15 protein-coding genes are annotated in these 18,447 nt (G+C 68.4%); 8 read left to right on the top strand and 7 right to left on the bottom strand.

Annotation, left to right across the window (positions count from 1 at the left end; translation table 11 throughout):
* Positions 1 to 859 precede the first annotated feature (859 nt).
* Entirely contained in the window at positions 860 to 2,749 is a 1,890-nt protein-coding gene (locus BLS42_RS14635; RefSeq protein WP_090582394.1) for a glycogen debranching N-terminal domain-containing protein, read from the top strand.
* Here BLS42_RS14635 and BLS42_RS14630 read toward each other — a convergent pair.
* Both BLS42_RS14630 and BLS42_RS14625 read right to left on the bottom strand, forming a co-directional pair.
* A complete protein-coding gene (locus BLS42_RS14630; RefSeq protein WP_090582391.1) occupies positions 2,702 to 3,544 on the bottom strand; it encodes a phosphatase PAP2 family protein in 843 nt (280 codons plus the stop codon). The genes BLS42_RS14635 and BLS42_RS14630 overlap by 48 nt on opposite strands.
* Before the next feature lie 133 nt (positions 3,545 to 3,677).
* Positions 3,678 to 4,277, bottom strand: coding sequence for a YdeI/OmpD-associated family protein (locus tag BLS42_RS14625; protein ID WP_090582389.1), 600 nt, complete (start codon positions 4,275 to 4,277; stop codon positions 3,678 to 3,680).
* A 90-nt stretch (positions 4,278 to 4,367) separates the two neighbouring features.
* Here BLS42_RS14625 and BLS42_RS14620 point away from each other — a divergent pair, with 90 nt between their 5' ends.
* Positions 4,368 to 5,120, top strand: a complete 753-nt coding sequence (locus BLS42_RS14620; RefSeq protein WP_090582388.1) for a hypothetical protein — start codon at positions 4,368 to 4,370, stop codon at positions 5,118 to 5,120.
* A 57-nt stretch (positions 5,121 to 5,177) separates the two neighbouring features.
* Here BLS42_RS14620 and BLS42_RS14615 read toward each other — a convergent pair whose 3' ends face one another.
* From BLS42_RS14615 to BLS42_RS14595, 5 genes are read right to left on the bottom strand one after another with little or no spacing between them, the layout of a single operon-like run.
* On the bottom strand, positions 5,178 to 6,440 hold the full coding sequence (locus BLS42_RS14615; protein WP_143019203.1) for a M20 family metallo-hydrolase: 1,263 nt from the start codon (positions 6,438 to 6,440) through the stop codon (positions 5,178 to 5,180).
* 10 nt (positions 6,441 to 6,450) lie between these two features.
* On the bottom strand, positions 6,451 to 8,202 hold the full coding sequence (locus BLS42_RS14610; RefSeq protein WP_090582386.1) for an amidohydrolase: 1,752 nt from the start codon (positions 8,200 to 8,202) through the stop codon (positions 6,451 to 6,453).
* A 19-nt stretch (positions 8,203 to 8,221) separates the two neighbouring features.
* Positions 8,222 to 9,649, bottom strand: a complete 1,428-nt coding sequence (locus BLS42_RS14605) for a gamma-aminobutyraldehyde dehydrogenase (RefSeq protein ID WP_090582385.1) — start codon at positions 9,647 to 9,649, stop codon at positions 8,222 to 8,224.
* Between the two features lie 12 nt (positions 9,650 to 9,661).
* Positions 9,662 to 11,287 (bottom strand): thiamine pyrophosphate-dependent enzyme, encoded by a 1,626-nt coding sequence (locus BLS42_RS14600; protein ID WP_090582383.1) that lies wholly within the window; start codon positions 11,285 to 11,287, stop codon positions 9,662 to 9,664.
* Positions 11,284 to 12,621 (bottom strand): MFS transporter, encoded by a 1,338-nt coding sequence (locus BLS42_RS14595; protein ID WP_090582381.1) that lies wholly within the window; start codon positions 12,619 to 12,621, stop codon positions 11,284 to 11,286. Before BLS42_RS14595 ends, BLS42_RS14600 begins: the two co-directional genes overlap by 4 nt.
* A gap of 162 nt (positions 12,622 to 12,783) precedes the next feature.
* On the opposite strand from BLS42_RS14595, the gene BLS42_RS14590 reads away from it, so the two are divergent.
* The 6 genes from BLS42_RS14590 (at position 12,784) to BLS42_RS14565 (ending at position 18,391) form a co-directional block, all read left to right on the top strand.
* Complete coding sequence (locus BLS42_RS14590; protein WP_090582380.1) at positions 12,784 to 13,974, top strand: RsbRD N-terminal domain-containing protein; 1,191 nt, start codon at positions 12,784 to 12,786, stop codon at positions 13,972 to 13,974.
* Between the two features lie 152 nt (positions 13,975 to 14,126).
* Positions 14,127 to 15,530: an MFS transporter gene (locus BLS42_RS14585; RefSeq protein WP_090582378.1), complete on the top strand. Its 1,404-nt coding sequence runs from the start codon at positions 14,127 to 14,129 to the stop codon at positions 15,528 to 15,530.
* Complete coding sequence (locus BLS42_RS14580) at positions 15,527 to 15,985, top strand: RidA family protein (protein WP_090582376.1); 459 nt, start codon at positions 15,527 to 15,529, stop codon at positions 15,983 to 15,985. Before BLS42_RS14585 ends, BLS42_RS14580 begins: the two co-directional genes overlap by 4 nt.
* Positions 15,986 to 15,999: 14 nt before the next feature.
* Positions 16,000 to 16,608 carry an RraA family protein gene (locus BLS42_RS14575; protein ID WP_090582567.1) on the top strand — a complete coding sequence of 203 codons (609 nt, stop codon included), beginning with the start codon at positions 16,000 to 16,002 and terminating at the stop codon, positions 16,606 to 16,608.
* 44 nt (positions 16,609 to 16,652) lie between these two features.
* Complete coding sequence (locus BLS42_RS14570; RefSeq protein WP_090582374.1) at positions 16,653 to 17,192, top strand: NUDIX hydrolase family protein; 540 nt, start codon at positions 16,653 to 16,655, stop codon at positions 17,190 to 17,192.
* Between the two features lie 119 nt (positions 17,193 to 17,311).
* Positions 17,312 to 18,391 (top strand): DUF6707 family protein, encoded by a 1,080-nt coding sequence (locus BLS42_RS14565; protein WP_090582372.1) that lies wholly within the window; start codon positions 17,312 to 17,314, stop codon positions 18,389 to 18,391.
* Positions 18,392 to 18,447: the final 56 nt, after the last annotated feature.

Below are 18,447 nucleotides of genomic sequence, written 5' to 3'. Positions count from 1 at the left end.
TCGGCACCTCTCCTCCTGAGAGGCAACCATCGTCATCGCCGAACTCTTCATCATCGGGTTCCTCATCCTCAGACTCGCCGTCCACCTCCTCCGCTACGGCCCCATCCAATACTCGGGCAAACTCTCCATCGCCGGCACCTTCCGCAAACCCAACGCATCCGCCGGTAAATGACGCTGGCGCCGCAATAATGCCCGCCGCCCCTGAAACACCGAGCCCTCGAGCCAAAAGGATCCCCTCCCTACCTGCGGCCCGGAGGCCACCGCTCGGACCCTGCCGGCGGGGCCGGCAGGCAGGCATGGAAGTTGCGGGAGGACCGCGCTCTTAGGTACCGGGATGCTCGGCGTTCGGTGTTCAATCCTTCGAAGCCGTCACGCCATAAATGGTCCGGCGACAGCAACCAAAGACATGCCGCCTCCCCCGGGTACCCACAACCCGACAAGGGCCACGGAACCACCCGCCAACACCATCGCCACTAGACCAGGCCCTCTGGCTGGCTGTGGCAGGTTTGAGCGGCTCGTTAGGACGGGGTGGCCGGGCCTCACTGGCCCAGTGCGGCCCGCCGATGGCTCAATCCCCCAGTCCCCGCAATGCTCACTAGCGCGGCAATGAACAGGACTGCGGTCAGAATCAGCAAGAAGCCCATGACGTCCCCGTACGACGTCATGGGATTTACTTCCGATGTCGAGAGCGCCAACGCGGTGCTGGCGTTGGCGGCCGCCGCCTCTTCTGTATTCCCAACGTCGAGCGGGCGCCCTCGCACCAAGTGGCGACATCGATCTCCACCCGCGAAATGTGCCCGTTCAAGGGCCGCGCGTCGGCCCGGCTAGCTGGCCAAGAACAAGCAGATAGGGTGGGCGGATGACTGTTCAGCCAGGCCTGCACCGCCAGCACTGCTCCGTTGCCGCCCCCACACAGCTGTGGCTCGATCCGGACGGCCGCCTGGCCGGGGAGGTCAAACCGCCCGGAGCCGGTGACTCCGCTGATCCGGCCGGGTTCACCGGGCTGCTCCACGGCGACACCCGGATGCTGTCCCGGGCGCTCGTGCGCGTCAACGGTCTGGAACCCGAACCGGCCGCCGTCGAGACCGAGCCCGGCGGCGTCCTGCGCGTCCGGGGCCTGGTCCGGGGCATTCCGGGACCCACGGAAGATCCCGCCGTCGAGCTCCTCCAGACCTGGACCGTGACGCCGGGCGTGGTGCGGCACACCCTGCAACTGCGCACCTCACTGGATTCCCTCGACGTCGAAATCGACATTGAACTCGCCGCCGACTTCACCGACATGGCCCAGATCCGCCTCAGCCGCTTCCGCGACGCGACCGGGCCGATCTCTGCCGACCAGTCTGCGCTGCGCTGGAGGGAGGGCGGCAAGACCCTGGCGGTGGCGGCCGCCGGCGCCGTCACCCCGGACGGCCACCTCACCTGGCGCGGGCCCCTGGGCCGGGGCCGGCCGTTCGAGGCCGAATGGCAGGCCGTCCTCACCGATGACGACGACGCCGTGGTGGCGGCCCGCCCGCCGGCCTCCCGGCCGCCGCGGACCGGCCCGGCCGGTGCCCTGGGCCTGCTGCTGGATAACTCCCTCGATGAAGTGGCCGGGCTCCGGCTGGCCACCCGCCAGCTGCCGGACGCTCCGTTCATCGCCGCCGGGGCGCCCTGGTACTTCACGCTGTTCGGGCGGGATTCGCTGTGGGCCGCGCGGCTGCTGCTGCCGCTGGACACCGGGCTGGCGGCGGGCACGCTGCGCGCACTGGCGGCCTTCCAGGGCACCCGGACGGACGCGGCGGCCGCCGAGGAACCCGGCAAGATCCTGCACGAACTGCGGTCCAAGGAACTCGTGCTGGAGAGCCAGGGCCTGCGCCTGCCCCCGGTGTACTTCGGGGCCGTGGATTCCACCCCGCTGTGGCTGTGCCTGCTCGGGGAACTCTGGCGCGCCGGCCGGGACGACGACGCCGTCCGGTCGCTGCTGCCGAACGCGGCACGCGCCGCGCAGTGGCTCCTCGCCGCGGGCAACGGCGGGTTCCTCAGCTACCGGGACGCCACGGGGCACGGCCTGAGCAACCAGGGCTGGAAAGACTCCCGGGACGCCATGCAGTTCCGCGACGGCCGCCAGGCCGAGGGGCCAATCGCCCTGTCCGAGGTGCAGGGCTACGCCTACCAGGCAGCAATCGAAACGGCGGAGCTGTTCGACGCCTTCGGCGAACCCGGCGGGCAGGCGCTGCGTGACTTCGCCGCTGCCCTCCGGCTCCGGTTCCGGCAGCGCTTCTGGGTTGAGGACGACGGCGGGCCGTTCCCGGCCATGGCCCTGGACGGGCACGGGGTTCCCCTGGACATCCCGGGCTCGAACATGGGACACCTGCTGGGCACGGGCATCCTGGACGCGGCCGAAGCCCGGATCGTGGCGGACCGGCTTGTGAGCCCCGAGCTGTTCTCCGGCTACGGGGTGCACACGATTTCGCGGCGGGCCGCAGGGTTTTGGCCCTTCAGCTACCACTGCGGCTCGGTCTGGAGCCACGACACCGCCATCGCGATCCGCGGCCTCCTCGCCGACGGTTTCATCGCGGAGGGCCGGACCCTCGCCGACGGACTGCTCGCGGCGGCAGCCTCCTTCGGGCACCGGCTGCCGGAGGTGTTCGCAGGCGTGCGGGCCGAGGACTCGGGCGTCGCGGTGCCCTATCCGGCGTCGTGCCACCCGCAGGCGTGGTCCTCAGCCTCGGCGGTTGTGCTCGCCCAGGCGATGGGCGTCGGGCTCTGACGGGTCTGGCCCTGCCAGACTAACTTCGGCCGGGCTAACCTCCGCCGGCTCTGGCGGTGTCAGCCCGGCCGGCGTCAGCGGCGCACTCCGCGGAACCATGGTGGCGCGGAGCCCGTCGGCCAGGATGACGATCCCGGTAACGGCGATCGCCAGGCCCATGGAGGCGAGCACGTCCGTCAGCCAGTGATAGCCCAGATACAGGCGGCTGAAGGCGACCACCAGCGTCCCAATGGCTGCGGCCGCGAAGCCGAGCACCGACGTCGACAGTTTGCTCGTCCGCGTCCCGCGGGCCGTCACCAGCAGGTAGCTGAGGACGCACAGGAAGACGCCGGCGCCGAAGGTGTGGCCGGAGGGAAATGACAGGGCGTCGTCCGGTCCCAGCAGGAAGTCGCTGGCGGCGGGCCGGCCCCGGCCGACGTCGTGCTTGATCAGCGTGGACACCGCGAAGGTGGCCGCCATGGCGCCGATTAGCAGGGCGGGACGCCAGAGTTCCCGTTTCCAGACCGCCCAGGCCAGGGCCAACACGCAGCCGATCACCGTCATCCACAGCGGCGACGTCACCGTGGTCACTGCCGTCAGGATGGCGGTGGCCAACGGGTTCCTGGACGCCACGAGTCCATCGTGCACGGGCGCGTCCAGGTCGGCCACGCCGCTGTTCGACTGCACGGCGGCGAGCACGGTCCAGAAGATCGTCTCCCCCGCGATCAACAGGCCTGCTGCCACGAAGAAGAGCCGCCGTTGGGACGGCAGCGGCGGGCGGGCAGGGGGTCTCGGGGCACGCTGGGCAAGGAGCATCCGGCCAATTCTGCCAGAGGCAACTCCCTGCAGCCCGGACGAAGCCTGTGAGTTCTCTGGTGTGGTCTCCGGGACTCGCGGCGGCTGGGATCCGTACCGGTCGGCCGCGGGAACGGCCGCTAGTGTTCCTCTGTTAAGGTTTTGCGGGCCGCTTGGTCTGCGGGTACGGCGTCTCGTTGCGGGCGAGCATCTCCACGAACCCGGCGATCTTCTTCTCCCGGGTGGAGGCCTGCTTGACCGCGTTGGTGCGATAGATCAGGGCATATCGGTTCACGGACGTCAGGACCTCGAACATCGCCTGCGCCCGGGGCTCCGCCGCGATGGCCGCGGCGAGGTCATCCGGGACTTCCGCCGTCGCTGCACCCGAATAGGCGGCCTCCCAGCGGCCGTCCGCTTTGGCGGACGCGACGGCGGCCTGTCCGGCCGGGGACATCCGCCCCGCCGATTCCAGGCGTTCAATCCGCTCCACGTTCCGCGCAGACCACACGCTCTTGGGTCCCCGCCGGGTCATCCGCTGGAACGAGCTCTCCTCGTCCCGCCGCCGGCCCTGCCCGTCGATCCAGCCGAAGCAAAGTGCCTCCTGCAGCGCGGCCTCGTAGTCCAGCTCGGTCACCGAACCGCCCTTCTTGTGCAGCACGAGCCACACCCCGGGACTCTGCGCGTGGTGCCTTTCTAGCCAGGCGCGCCACTCGGCGGCATCCTTCACCAGCAATTCCTCAAGTTCAGCAGCCATGGGCCCATTGTGCCCGCAGGGCTGACCGGATGGGCACTTTGGTGGCACCATGTTTTGTGGAGCCAATCCCGTCCCTCGCAAGGAGATCCCATGCTGCGCGTCCGTCCGATCCACTACACCTCCCGCATGGACCAGTGGGGGCAGCTCCTATCCGCCCTCGGTATGGTGCGGACTGTCGACGACGGCGACTGGCAGGAGTTCGACGCCGGCTCGGGCCGGCTCGCGCTGCACCGCGTAGCGGCGGGTGCCACCGCTGGGGCGGATGCCGGTGACTGCAGGACGGACTTCGGCGTCGAGGTCGGAGACCTGGCAGAGTTCGCGCGCCGCACCAACCTGGCCGGTGTGGAGGACGGGACCACCCCGGCCGAACTGGTCAGCGCCCGCCACGGCGACACCTGCCGCATCACGGGCGAGGACGGGTTCGGCTTCTTCGCGGACAAGGCCGCCCACGGCGCGCAGTGCGCGGACGCCGACCCTGCTCTCGCCGTCGTCGAAGTCTGGTTCACGCCGGAAGCTGCTGCCGCTGCGCAAACCCTGCGGAACATGGGCGCCCGGCTGCGCCCGACCCCGGACGACGACGAAACGGCGGATTTCACGGCGAAGAACGGCGGCGTGCTGATGGTGCGTCCGGCCAGCGGCGCCGCCCGTTCCGGTCTGGGCTTTGAATACACCGGCGACCTCGCCGCCCTGCGCGACCGCCTGGCGGCCGCGGGGCACCGGGTCAGCCTGACGGAGGAAGCTTTCGGGCAGACCCTGCACGTGGCCAACCCCGACGCCGCCGATCTGCCGGACAACCCCAACGGCGGGATGCTCTGGATCTCGCAGAAGCGCGAAGGCGCCTGAGCCGGTCCTTTCCGTGCGCTTGAGGCTGTTCCTCCGGAGATACGGCCGGGTCCGCGGTCAGTCCTCCAGCGCCCCGTTGCAGAGCCGGTTCACTACTTCGGTGAGCATCGTCAGCCCGGCCACGATGTCCTCGTCCGTGGTGTATTCGTGCTCGTTGTGGGAGATCCCGTCCACGCTGGGCACGAACAGCATCACCGTCGGGACCAGGTCCTTCATGTTGGTCGAATCGTGCCCGGCCAGGGTCATGACCGGCTTGTTCGCCAGGCCCAGGTCCGCCGCCACCTTGGCCGCAAGTTCAACGCCCTCTGGCTGGTAGGGGGTCACGGGCCAGGTGTGGGCGTGGTTGCGCTCAACCGTGACGTTCGCCAGCCTCTCGATCCCGGCGATCCGCTCGTCCAGCAGGGCGTCGGCCTCGGCAAGGACAGCTTCATCGGCGCTGCGCAGGTCCAGCAGCAGGCTCACCCGGGACGGCACCACGACGGGCGAGTTGGGGTAGACATTCAGTTGCCCCACGGAGGTGTGCAGCACGCCGGGGAAGGTGTCGGCGAGTTCCCGGGCGGCGACCACCATCATGGAGGCACCCAGCAGCGCGTCCTTCCGGTCGGCAATCACGGTGGAGCCCGTGTGGGCCTGCTCGCCATGGACCACGAACTCGTATTTGTTGGCCGCCCAGTTGGAATTCACCAGGCCGATGGTGATGCCTTCGCGCTCCATGCTCCGGCCCTGTTCAATGTGGATCTCGGCGCAGTAGGCGGCTTCCGGGCCCTCGTAGCTGCCCCGGCAGCCGATCGCGTCCAGGGCCTCGCGGACCGAGACACCGGCCGCGTCCGTGGTGGCCAGCGCGGTCTCGAGCTCGAGCTTTCCGGTGTAGACGGAGGAGCCCATCATGGACGGCTTGAAGCGGGAGCCCTCCTCGTTGAACCAGTTGACCACCGCGATGTTGAACCGGGGCTGCCCGGCGGCTCCGGCCGCGGCCCACTGCTCCACGAGCCGGAACGCCGCGTGCGCTGCGGCCAGCACGCCGTACGCGCCGTCGTAGCGTCCCGCCGTCGGCTGTGAATCCATGTGGGAGCCCACCACCACGAAGGGAGCACCCGGCACGGCCTCATACAGGCCCCACTGGTTGCCGGCCCGGTCGAACCGGACGGTGAAGCCCTTTGCCTCCAGCAGGCCCGTGAGCCACTGCCGCTGCTGGCCGTCCGGCACGCTGGCCGCCTGCCGGTCCACGCCGCCGTTCTCGGTAGCACCGAATTCGCTCATGATGTGGAAGTCCCGCACGAACGCGGCGTCGCGGGTGCTGAAAATGGTCTGAGTAGTCACGGTGGTTCCCCTATGAACGGTTGGTAGCTGGGTGGAAGAATGGACCGGTTGCGGCCGAATCGGCCGCAACCGGGGACGTGATGCCGGGGGTCCGGAACGTAAAGGTCCCCCCGACGGCGGTGGCCAGCACCTGGAGTTCGGCGATGCTGCCCGCGGTGAGCGGGGACCCGGACAGGACGGTGAAGTCGGCCAGCTTCCCGGTGGTCAGTGAGCCTTTGATGCCGGACGTGCCGGTGGCTGCGGCGGCTCCGGTGGTGTACGCCGCCAGGGCCTGGAGCGGGCTCAGCCGCTCGTCCGGGTTCCCGAAAATGGCCCCGGAGGCGGTGCTCCGGTCCACGAAGGCCTGCATTCCGCGGAGCACGTTGCCGTCCGCCACGGGGCGGTCGGAGCTGCCGGCGAGCGTCACCCCCGCGGCAAGGAACGACGCGGCCCGGTAGGCCCAGCCGAGCCGTTCCGGCCCGAGCGACAGCGTCATGCCGTCCCCGCCGTCGAAGAAGAAGCTGGCCTGCGGGGTGACGGCGATGTTCGCTGCGGCAAGCCCTGGAAGCTGGTCCGGCCGCGTCATCGAGGCGTGTTCGATCCTGTTGGGCACGGCCCGGGGGCCGTATTTCGCGGCGCAGCCGGTGATGATCTCGATCGCGAGGTCAACGGCGCGGTCGCCGATCGCGTGCGCCGCGATCGACCAGCCGGCCGCGTAGGCGGCCTCGATCTTTGCCCGGAGCGCCTCCGGTTCCGCCTGGAAGTAGCCGGTGTTGCCGGTGTTGTCCGTCCCTCCGTGGCTGCAGTAGTCCTGGCTGACCGCGGCCGTTTCGCCGAGGAGTGACCCGTCCAGGAACACCTTCGCCGGGCCCAGGGACAGGAAGTCGCCGCCGAATCCGCTGGTGATGCCCAGGTCCAGCCCTGCGGGTGACGCGTCCCCGGAATTCGGGCCGCCGATCGGGTGGAGCACATCAAGGACCGGCATCAGCTGCGCCCGCGCGTGCAGCCTGCCCGCGGACGCCGCCCGCTGGTAGGCGGCCAGCTCCACGGGGCTGTGGCCGATCCAGCCGCCGCCGATCCCGGCCTCGGTGAAGCTCGTGATGCCCTCCGCGGCGTAGTGGCTGGTGGCCCGGTCCAGCGCGGCTTCGATCGCCTCGGACGAGTACGGCAGGATCAGCTGCTGGATCAGCTGCTGCGCGGTTTCCTGGACCAGCCCGGTGGGCCGGCCGGCGGCGTCGCGGACAATCACACCGCCGTCGGGGTCCGGAAACGACGCCGCTTCGGCGCCGGCCAGCCGCAGCGCGGCGGTGTTGACCACGGCCATGTGGCCGGAGTTGTGCCGGATGAACAGCGGCCGGTTTCCCGTGATCCGGTCCAGGACGGTGATGTCCGGGAACTCGCCACCGTGCTGCTGCTGGCTGAAGCCGGTGGCCAGCAGCCAATCCGGCGCCGCGCTGGTCGCGGGCCCGGTCCCGGGCCCGGCGGCGCTGCCTGCCGCCATGCCGGCCTCCAGCAAGGCGTAGAGCTGGTTCAGTCCGCGCGCGGCGGAGACGTCCAGTTCGCCGAGGCCGAGCCCAAACCAGGTGGTGTGGCAGTGGGCGTCGATGAAGCCGGGAGTCACGGTGGCGCCGCCGAGGTCCAGGACCTCGGCGGCCTCCAGCCCGTCCAGGTCATCGTCGAGGCCCACAACCCGGCCCTGCCAGACCCCCAACGAGGTGGCATGCGGGCGGCGCTCATCCATGGTGATGATGTCCGCGTTGCGCAGCAGCAGATCGAGTTTCATGGGTTACCTAGCGTGGTTCTCAGCGGTGGGAGGTGGTGACTGACTTGATGCGGGTGTAATCCTCCAGGCCAAAGACGGAGAGGTCCTTGCCGGTGCCGGAGTGCTTGAAACCGCCGTGCGGGGCCTCGGCCGGGATCACCTGGTGGCAGTTGATCCAGACGGCGCCGAAGTCCAGTTCGTTGGAGACCCGGGTGACCACGCCGTGGTTGTTGGACCAGACGCTGGAGGCCAGCGCGTACTTCGTCCCGTTGGCGAGCTCGATGGCCTCTTCCTCTGTGGCGAACGGCTGAACGGTGACGACGGGTCCGAAGATTTCCTCGCACACCACCTCGTCGGCCTGGAACACCCCATCGATCACGGTCGGTTCGAAGTGGAAGCCGGCGCCCGTCCGCTTGCCGCCGGCCAGGACCCTGGCGTTCGCGGGCAGCCGGGACATGAAGCCCTCCACCCGGTCCAGCTGCGCGGCGCTGTTCAGCGGCCCGAGGTCCGCGGCGTCGCCGCCGACCTGCAGAGCCTCGGCAGCCGTGGCGAGCGCGGCACCGAACTCCTGGTGAATGGATTCCTCCACGAGCACGCGGGTCACGGCGGTGCAGTCCTGCCCGGCGTTGAAGAACGCGCCGAGCGCGATCTCCCGGGCGGCCAGGTCAATGTCGGTGTCGGCGAAGACGATCGCGGGTGCTTTGCCGCCGAGTTCCAAGTGGACGTCCTTGAGGGTCTTCGACGCCGCGGACATCACTTGTGCCCCGGCCCGGGTGGAGCCGGTGATGGACACCATTTCCGGGATCTCGTGATCCACCATGGCGGCGCCGGTTCCCCGGCCGCCGCAGATGACGTTCACGACGCCGGCCGGGTAGGCCTCCTGCGCCAGCTCGCCCAGGACCAGGGTGGACCAGGGGGTGGTGTCCGCCGGTTTCAGGACGAGCGTGTTGCCGGCAGCCAGCGCCGGTCCGATCTTCCAGATGGCCATCATGAACGGGTAGTTCCAGGGGGTGATCTGGGCGACCACGCCCAGGGGTTCGCGCCGGACGGTGGAGGAAAAGCCGCGGACGTATTCGGTCTGCGCGGTCCCGGACACCACGCGGCAGGCGCCGGCAAAGAAGCGCAGCTGGTCGGCGCCGCGGAGGATCTCGATCTCGCGGGTGACCTGGCGCGGCTTGCCGGTGCAGGCCACCTCGGCGTCCAGAAGCCTGTCGACGTTGGCTTCGATGAGGTCGGCGAGTTTGAGCATCATGGCCTGGCGTTCGGCCGGGGTGGTCCGCTTGTAGCTCTGGAAGGCGGTGTGGGCGGCCTGGAACGCGCGGTCCACCGTGGCAGCGTCGCTGTCCGGGGCGGTGCCGAGCTGGACTCCGGTGGCGGGGTCGAAGAACGGCAGGGTGGCCGCGGCCGAACCGTCTGCGGCGCTGCCTTGGACGATCTCACCGTTGATGATGTTGTGCAGGGTGATCATGACAGGCTCCGGTCAGTTGCTGGCGGTTTTGGGTGAGCGGGTGGTGGGGTCCTGCGGGAGGTGCAGGACCGCCGGCAGCCCGGATCCGACGGCGCGGCGGAAGGCGGCGCCGAAGTCCTCGGCCTTCTCCACGCGTTCGCCGTAGCCGCCGTAGGACCGGGCCAGCGCGGCGAAGTCCGGGTTGGTCATGTGGGTGCCCGAGGGGCGGCCCGGGTAGTGGCCTTCCTGGTGCTCACGGATCGTGGCGAAGATGCCGTTGTCCACCACCAGGGCGATGAACTTCCCGCCGTGGCCCATGGCCGTGGCCATTTCCTGGCCGTTCATCATGAAGCAGCCGTCGCCGGCCACGGAGATCACCTGGCGCCCGGGATAGGCCAGAGAGGCAGCCACCGCCGCCGGGATGCCCATGCCCATGGCACCGTTGCGGGGCGCGGCGAGCGAGTTCGCCGTGTTGTGCTTGAGGTAGCGGGCCGGCCACAGCGAGTGGTTCCCGGCGCCGTAGGTGATGACGGCGTCGTCGTCCATTTCCTGCTTGAGGATTTCCATCACGACGGCGAGGTCCACACCGGTGCCGCCGTCCGGCTGCGCGGTGGAGAACTTCTCATAGTCGGCGCGGGCCCCGGCCAGCCAGCCGGCCGTGGGTTCCACGGCGGATTCCGTGGCGGCGAGTGCATTGGCGAAGGATGCGACGTGGGCGGGAATGTGCTGGTCCAACCGGCCGAAGTGGCCCAGCAGATCGGCGCCGGGGTGGATGACGACGGTGACGGCATCGAGTCCGCGCTTGTAGCCGTCGGAAAGCACGTCGGCGCGGACACAGCCGACGAAGACCAGCAGATCAGCCTCGTCGAGGCGGCGGGCGTTGGCGTCGCTGCGGGCATAGCCGAGGTAGCCGGCATAGGAGTCGCTGCCGTGCGGGACGGCGTCGTAGGCGCGGAAGTCCGCGAGCACGGGGATGCCGTGGCGGGAGGCCCAGCCGGCCAGCGCGTCGGAGGACTCCTGGTCCCAGCCTTCGCCGCCCACTACGATCAAGGGCTTCTTGGCTGCGGCCAGCCGCGTCTCGAGGCCGGCGAGGTCCGCCGCTGACGGTTCGGGCCGGGCGACGGTGCGCGGTTCCACCGTGCCGGATTCTATGGCGTGGACCAGCACGTCTTCGGGGAGGCCGATCACGACGGGACCCGGCCGGCCGCTGAGGGCCGTGAAGATGGCGTCGTCCACCACGCGGGCGGCGGAGGCGGCGTCGTCGAGCGTCACGACTTTCTTGGCGGTGCTGCCGAACCAGGCGTTGATGTCGAATTCCTGGAACGACTCCCGGCCGCGGTCCGCGACCGGGATGAGGCCTACGAACAGGATCATCGGGGTGGCGTCCTGGTGCGCGGTGTGGATGGCGATGAAGGCGTTGGCGGCACCGGGACCACGGGTCACCATGGCCACGCCCGGAAGCTCCGTGAGCCGGCCTTCGGCGAGGGCCATGAACCCGGCGCCGCCTTCGTGGCGGGTCACCACGGTTTCAATGGAGGATCCGTGCAGGCCGTCCAGCACATCCAGGAAGCTCTCCCCGGGGACTCCGTAGACGCGTTGGATACCGGCACGTTCGAGCTGGGCAACAATCAAGTGCCCGGCGGTGGTTGAGGTGCTCAATGCTTCATACCTTTTTCTTCGATGCTGAGGGCCGGCAGGAGAATTCCCGAGAGTGCGGTCAGGACCGACACGACCAGCAGGATGATGGCCCCGGGCCAGAATGAATTGCCGCTGGCAGCCACGAGGGCTGTGGCGATAAGTGGGATAAAGCCGGAAATAACGCCGGCGCTGTTGGAGGTGATGGCTACGCCGGTGTAGCGGACGCGGGTGGCGAACAGTGCTGTGAGGGCCGTGCCGGAGACAGCGTAGGGAACGGAGAGCGTGGCCACGCCGATGATCATGGCGCCGATGACCAGCACCGGGTTTGCGGTGTCGATGGCCAGGAAGACCGGAACGGCCACAACCGCGGAGACCACGCCGCCCCACAGAATGACGCGGCTGGCGCCGAACTTTTCACCCATTCGGCCGGCCCAGATGAGGACAAAGATCTCAAGCGTTGCCGCGAGGAGGGAGCCCAAGAGCAGGGTTTCGTAGGGCATCTTGAGGATCTTGGTGCCGTAGAACACCACAAAGCTGGTGATCAGGTAGAAACCGCCGATGCCCAGCAAGGCGGAGCACATGCCGACCAGGATCTGGCGCCAGCTGTTCCGAAGGACGCCGCGGATGGGCGCGTGCTCGGTCTCGCCCGACTCCATGAGAGCCTCGAACTCGGGGGATTCACTGAGCCTGCTGCGGATCCACATCGAGATGGCCAGCAGCGGGATCGCGGCGATGAACGGGATCCGCCAGCCCCAAGCGTCAAAGTTCGTCTGGCCCACGAGGTAGAGCATGCCGAAGAACCCGCCGGAGGACAGGATGGTGCCGATCGGCGAACCGATCTGGGGCAGTGCAGCGTAGCGGGCACGCTTGGCCACGGGCGCGTTTTCGACGGCGATGATCACCGCGCCGCTCCACTCGCCGCCCACCGCGAGTCCCTGGATGATCCGCAGGGCCACCAGGATAATAGGGGCCGCAATGCCGATCGTCATATAGTTCGGCAGCAGGCCGATCAGTCCGGTCACGACGCCGATGCCCACGATGGTGACCATCAGGATCTTCTTCCGGCCCACCTTGTCCCCCAGGGAGCCGAAGATGAAGCCGCCGATCGGGCGGGCCACGAAGCCGACAGCCAGGGTGGCGAAGGAGCTCATCGCCGAGACGAAGGGGTCCGCGGACACGAAGTACTGGGCGTTGAACACCAGCGCCGCGGCAGTGGTGAAAAGGAAGAAGTCGTACCATTCGAGGGCTGTGCCGACGAGGGCTGCCAGGGCCACCTTGCGGGTGACACTCTCATCCACGATCCGTAGGACCGGGCGCTCCGCCCCCGCGACCGCCGTGCTGTCGTTGCTTGCCATGAATTACTCCAAATTGCTAGGGACCGGGTACCTCGGACGGGCGGCAGTTTTCGCCGCTTGCCCCGTGATGTGGCTCACCCTTGGGACTGACTCCATTCTTCCAGTAGGTTCATCCAAAATAACTAGCAATGCGTCACGGGATTCCGGTCCTAGAATGTGTAAATGCACAACTTTCAGGACAATGCCGCCCGCTGGGGGGAACTGGTGGAGCGGCTGCACGGGCGGCTCGACGAACTCGTGGACCTCTTCATGGCCCGGGTTCAGGAGATCCCCGAGTACGCCGGCAACAGGGTTGGCCTCCCGGAACTCCGGGATACTGCCCGCGAGACGTTCCGCCGCCTCGTGGACGGGCTGCGGGACAAGGAGTTGCAGCAGTCGGGCCGCAACGGCGACCGCGATTCACTGACGCAGTTCTCCTCGGAGCTGGGCGCCAAAAGGGCGAGGGCCGGGATCTCTCCCGAGGCCCTGATTTCGGCCGTCCGGTTGGATTTCAGCATCCTCTGGGCTGACCTGCTGCAGATCTCCGATCCCGAAGACGCCATGCTTTTGACCTCCAGGGTGGACAGGGTCTGGCGGGTTGTGGATGAATTCGCCACTCAAACGCACTCGAGTTACTCGGCGGAGCGGGTGCGCATGGCACAGGAGGAATCAAATATCCGCCGCGAGTTCATCGCCCGGCTTTTCAGCAAGTCTGAACTCTCCGCAGACACCATCAGCCAGGCGGCCGCAGCCCTGGTTACGGATCCTGACGCACGATTCTCCATCGTTGCCGCCAGCGGGGAGGCGGCGTCGAAACTGCGCGCCATCGCGGCTCAGGGGCCGCCGTCCTCGCAGCGGCTCTTTGTGCACGAATTTGGTGGCAGCGCATATGTTTTCTGGGCACTCGGCCGTCCCGGGGCCGGAGGAGTGCAACCGGAGGGATCCGCCTATCTCCCGGCCGGCATCGCCGGGATCCCCTGCGGCTATGTGGAAGGTTTTGCCGGCCTGCGCGCCCTCCCGTCAGCGGCACGGACTGCCGAGCGGCTGGCCCTACTCCTCCACCCTTCGGACAAGGGCCCCCTGACTGCCGCCGGCGCCTGGGCCAGGCTCGCGAAGCAGCAACTCCAGGACGCCGGCCTGGATCTGTGGGCGGACCTGGACTCGGCACTCTCGCCATGCCGCGGCGGGGAGCGCGAACGCCTGGAGGAAACGGTGCGCCATTTCCTGTCCACGGGCAATATCACCACCACGGCGCAGGCCCTGTTTTGCCACCGGAACACCATCCTCAACCGCCTTCACCGTTTCCAGGACCTGACCGGGATCGACCTCACCGTGCCCTCCCAAGCGGCCAGGCTGGTGGTTGCGTGGGCCTGAGTGCGCCTCAGTGGCGTCTCAGCGTTGTGTGAACACACAATTTCGGTGGATTTTTGGTGGATTTTTTGCCATTGAACTGTGATGGCCGACACAGGATAGTTGGTGATCACCTGCACTGGACAATCGTCCCCGCACCCCCATCTGGAGAACTGATGGCTCATATGGTAAATGCCACCACCGTCGCTGCTTCGGCACGGCTGGACCTCGCAAAAATGCGCAAAATCGCCCTCGCCAGCGTCATCGGCACCACCGTCGAGTGGTACGACCTCTTTGTCTTCGGCACAGCGTCCGCGCTGGTGTTCAACAAGATTTTCTTCCCCAGCTTCGACCCCGTCGTGGGCACCATGCTCGCCTTCGGAACCTTCGCCTCCGCCTACATTGCACGCATGGTGGGCGCCATCATCTTCGGCCACTTCGGGGACCGTATGGGCCGGAAGTCCATGCTCCTGATTTCACTGCTGACCATGGGCGCCGCCACCTTCGCCATCGGCCTGCTGCCGGACTACAACAGCATCGGCATCATGGCGCCGCTGCTGCTGCTCTTCCTGCGCGTCATCCAGGGCCTGGCCCTGGGCGGCGAATGGGGCGGCGCCGTCCTGATGACGGTGGAACACGCTCCCGCGTCCCAGCGCGGATTCTACGGCTCGCTGGTCCAGGTGGGCGTGCCCGCCGGAACCCTGATCGCCAACGTCGCGTTCCTCATTGTCGCCTCGAGCGTCAGCACCGAAGCCCTCCTCGCCTGGGGCTGGCGCATTCCGTTCATGGCTTCCGCGCTACTCGTTGCGGTGGGCATCTACATCCGGCTGCACATCGAAGAAACCCCGTCCTTCCAGGCAGTCAAGGATGCCGGCGCCAAGGCCAAGATGCCCTTCGCGGCCCTCATGGCCAAGTACTGGAAGCAGGTCATCCTCGGCGGCGTCGCTACACTTTCCACCGGCAGCACCTTCACCCTGCTCGTCGCCTCCGGTGTGTCGTACGGCAAGAAGGAACTGGGCCACTCGGAAACCCTGATGCTGTGGGTTGTGCTGGCCTCCTGCGCCCTGTGTTTTGTCCTGATCCCCTTCTTCGGCCGGCTCTCTGACAAGCACGGCCGCAAGCCGATCATCTACGTGGGTGTAGCCGCCGAGGCAGCCCTGGCGTTCCCGATGTTCTGGCTCATGGACACCAAGTCCGTGCCGCTGCTCTTTGTTGCCTACCTGGCCATGATGACGGCCTTCGCCGCGAACTACGGCCCCATCGCCACGTTCCTCGCCGAGCTCTTCGGTTCCAAGGTCCGCTACTCGGGACTGTCCGTGGCCTACATGCTCTCCGGGCTCCTCGGCAGCGCCATGACACCGTTCATCACCACGTGGCTGCTGGGCATGACCCACCAGAGTTCCTCCATCGCGTGGTACATCATGGCCGCCGCCCTCATCTCGCTCGGTGCCTTGTTCGTCCTGACCGAAACCCGGCACGGCAACATCGACGCCGTCGACTCCGCCCCCACTGACGCTGTCACTGACGCGGCTACCGGCGCAAGCACCGACCCGTCCGCCGAAGTGGTGGCTGCCAAATGACAGTTCCGCAGGCCGTGCTCCCCACTGCTCCTCCCTCTGCTCTTCCCGTCAACGGGACGGTCCGCCGGATCGCGCAGATCCCGGGCGGTGCGGCCGCCGTCGGCCCCTTCTCCCAGGCAGTCGTCGCCAACGGGTTCGTGTTCACCGCCGGCCAGATCCCCGCCATCAGCGGGCTGGACCACCAGCCTGACACGTTCGAGGACCAGGTGCGCCAGACCATCATCAACCTCCGGTCGGTGCTTGAGGCGGCCGGCTCTGGCCTGGAGCAGGTGGTCAAGGTCAACGCCTACCTCACCGATCCCGACCGGCTCGAAGACTACAACCGGGTCTACTCCGAGTTCTTCGGGACGGCCCGGCCCGCGCGGACCACGGTCTGTGTGAGCCTGTGGGGCGTCGCGCTGGAAATCGACTGCGTGGCCGTGGTTGCCGGCCCGACGGCGCCGGGAACACAGTGAGCGGCGGGACCGCCGTGAGCGCGGGGCTTGGCGAGGGACTCGCCGCCGTCAGCTACCCCACGATCGGGCACTTCCTGGAGGACGGATTCGTGGATCCGGCCATCCGGGCGCTGCTCGACGGCGTCAAGGTGGCGGGCCCCGCGGTCACCGTGCGCATCGCGGACAATGACGCCTACGCCATGAACCGTGCCCTGCTGGAGCTCTACCCCGGCGCGGTGCTGGTGGTGGACATGTCCGGTGACCACCGGCACGCTCCGGTGGGGGCGGTCACCGCGGCAGCGGCCACCGCGCAAGGCGCCGCCGGCGTCGTCGTCGACGGCGTGGCCACCGACATCCTGGAGCTCCGCGCCACCGGTCTGCCGGTCTTCGCCCGCGGGACCTCGTGCCTGACCACCAAACGGGTCCGGAGCGGCGGCTCCGCCGTGAATGTCCCGGTGCAGTGCGGCGGCATCCAGGTTAATCCGGGCGACTGGGTGCTCGGAGACGACAACGGCGTGATCGTCCTGTCCCCGGAGGCGGCAGCCGAGGTGCTGGGCCAGGCACTGGCCTCCGACGCCGCCGAACCCGCGCTGCTGGCACGGGTCGCAGCCGGCGAGCCGCTGGAATCGGTGCTGGCGTTCTGAGGGACGGCGCAGGGCTCGGGTCAGGGATGCGGTAGAACTTAACCATGAATGTGCGCACCCCTGACCCGAATCCCGGCTGGCTCTCCGACGACGACCTGTTCGAAGCGCGGGGCAAGCTGCCGATGGTCTATGTCGAGGCCGTTCCGGTCCGGCTGGACCCGCTCGGGTTCGTGAACGAGGTCGGCACCCTGCTGCAGGCCGACGAGGACGGCACCATGGTCCGGTCCCTGGTGTCCGGCCGCGTTCTCTACCGCGAGACCATCCGCGCCGCGTTGCTCCGCCACATGGAGAAGGACCTGGGCCCGCTTGCCTTCCCGCAGCTGCCGGTCAGCCCGGTGCCGTTCACGGTGGCCGAGTACTTCCCGTCCCCGTCCCACACCGGCTTCACGGACGACCGCCAGCACGCCGTTGCCCTGGCGTACATCATTCCCGTCACCGGCGAATGCTCCCCGCGGCAGGACGCCCTCGAGCTGACCTGGATGACTCCGCAGGAGGTCATGAGCTCGGACGTGCAGCTGGAATTCAGCGGCGGCCGGGGGGCCCTGATCCGGCAGGCGCTGGCCTTCGCCGGAGTCGGCAACTAGCTTGCTCCCTTGGGTCCGGCGAGGTCCGGGGACGCTCGGGGAGTCCCTGCGTCCCCGATTTCACGCACCGGATTTTGTAGACTGTTGGGCGGACTGCAAGAGAACTTTAAGGACTCCCGATGACCCACCCCCCAGCCTCCCGGAACTACAGTGAACAGCAGGCTGGATCTCTGCGGGCCGGCGACCACCTGATCCTGCCCGACGGAAACCGCTCCGCCGAGATCCATCGCGTGGATGTCCAAACCGACGATTTTGGTACTCCCGCCATGGTCTTGGCGACCCTCAGCGGCGGCGGTGTGCTGCGGATCGCGGCGGGGTCGCTGGTCCGGGTCACCGACGACGCCGAGCCCGACACCCCAACTGCTTCCGACACCGACGACGACGACGGTGCGTCCGGCGCCCCGGCTGGTTCCGACGACGCCGACGACAGTGCGTCCGGCGCGCCCGAACTTCCGGCGTCCGGCCCGTCCCCCGAACCGGAAGAGGAGGTGTCCGACGCAGCTGAGTCCGACAACACGACGGCCGCCGTCGTCGTCCCTCCCCAGCCTGTTGCACCGCCCGCGGTGAGCGGACCCAGCGAAGCGGACCTGGCGCTCATCCCGGCCCCCGACGGCACGCCGGAGTCTGTGGTGGAAGCCGCGGCCGAGGCCCATCCGGGCGCCGTCGGAGTGCTCCTGCTCAGTGAACGGCTCGCCAAGGGCATCAACACCAAGTCCGGGAGCTGCCTCAAAGATCTCAGCGACCTCGCGCACGAGCTCTTCGTCACCCTCAAGGATGCCGAAAACGCCCTGGCGGTCGCGGACCTGCTCAACGTCCTGCCGTTCGACGGCAACCCCGACCGCTGGGCCTCAGTGGAGTCATCCCTGGCGCTCTCCAGCTACATGTGCCGCCAGCTGGGGCAGGACCAGCGCGCCGGGATCTACGAGAAAATGCTCCGCGCGCCGGAGGCCATGGAAACGGACCCGTTCAAGGCCAGGATCAACGCCAAGGTGCGTCAGCGCTCGCTCAACGAGCCCAACCTGTACGACAAGGAAATCTTCCGCTCGATCGACAACGCGAACCCGGACGCGGAACGCGACTGGCGCCTGCTGCGGCTCGAGGCGCTCCTGTTCCTGCGCGCGCATGGCGGCTCCGAAACGATTGGCGCCGCCGAGCTCGAACGCCGGATCGGCAACGAGCTCGAATCAGTCCGCGCCTGAGGGCTGGGTGGTCTGTGTCGTTGGGCGTTAGCGCCGGGCGTTAGCGTTGGGCCCTA

The organism is Arthrobacter sp. ov407, assembly GCF_900102895.1.
Taxonomy (GTDB): domain Bacteria; phylum Actinomycetota; class Actinomycetes; order Actinomycetales; family Micrococcaceae; genus Arthrobacter.
The sequence above is the reverse complement of the archived record's forward strand: the minus strand, read 5'-3'. Positions and strand labels throughout refer to the sequence as shown.